This window comes from Streptomyces swartbergensis, assembly GCF_002148965.1.
Classification (GTDB): domain Bacteria; phylum Actinomycetota; class Actinomycetes; order Streptomycetales; family Streptomycetaceae; genus Streptomyces; species Streptomyces swartbergensis.
In genome coordinates this window covers 1-703 of record NZ_NGFN01000086.1, presented here as the reverse complement: position 1 = coordinate 703, position 703 = coordinate 1, and the positions used below count along the sequence as shown (strand labels likewise).

The 703-nt window shown below is 74.0% G+C and carries 1 protein-coding gene and 1 pseudogene; both read left to right on the top strand.

The annotated features are described in order from the left end of the window. On the top strand, positions 1-194 hold a 194-nt coding region (locus CA983_RS47900; RefSeq protein ID WP_244206914.1), incomplete at its 5' end, for a hypothetical protein. After that, a pseudogene (locus CA983_RS16005) lies at positions 191-703 on the top strand (condensation protein); the annotation flags it as partial. The gene CA983_RS47900 and the pseudogene CA983_RS16005, both read left to right, overlap by 4 nt.

Genomic DNA, 703 nt, shown 5'->3' with positions numbered 1-703 from the left:
CGGGCATCGCCGCTGCCTTCGGGGCCGGGGAGCCGGTGGGCGCGGGCGAGGGGGCGTTCGGCCGTACGGCCCAACTGCTGGCCTTGATCGGCCTGTTCGCCGGCCTGGTGAGTCTGCGCGAAGGGCCCTCCTCGGAGGCACCGACGCAGCAGCTGCCCAGGACGACGGACACGGGGAAGGGCGAGCCCGCATGACGGCACCGGTACGCGTCCCGTTCCCGGTGGTGGACGAGGTGTCCCGGCACTGCCTCCAGGAGGAGGAACCGGAGACGGTCCACATCGAGGTCCACCTCCCCGGCCCCGTCGACCAGTCCCGCCTGCGCAAGGCGTTCACGGAGGCCCTGCACCGGCATCCGCGGATCCTGATGCGGGAAGCGCGGGGGCCGTGGTACCGGCGGCGCTACGAGTGGGAGCTGACGCCGGAGCCCGATGTGGAGGTGGTGACCTTCGCCCCGTCGGGGCCGCGGGCGCTGCAGGACGCCAGGACCCGGGCCCTGACGGAGGCGCCACCGCTGTCGGTGTCCCCGCCGATACGGCTCGAAGTGGTGGACTCGGTCCTCGTCGTCACCATCAACCACACCGCCCTCGACGGCCCGGCCTGCCTCCGCATCCTGGCCACGGCCGCGGAGCTGTACGGAGGCAGGGACAACGCACCCGCGGCACCCCCGGTCCGCCCCGCAGAGCCCCGGCAAGAGCCCTCGGAC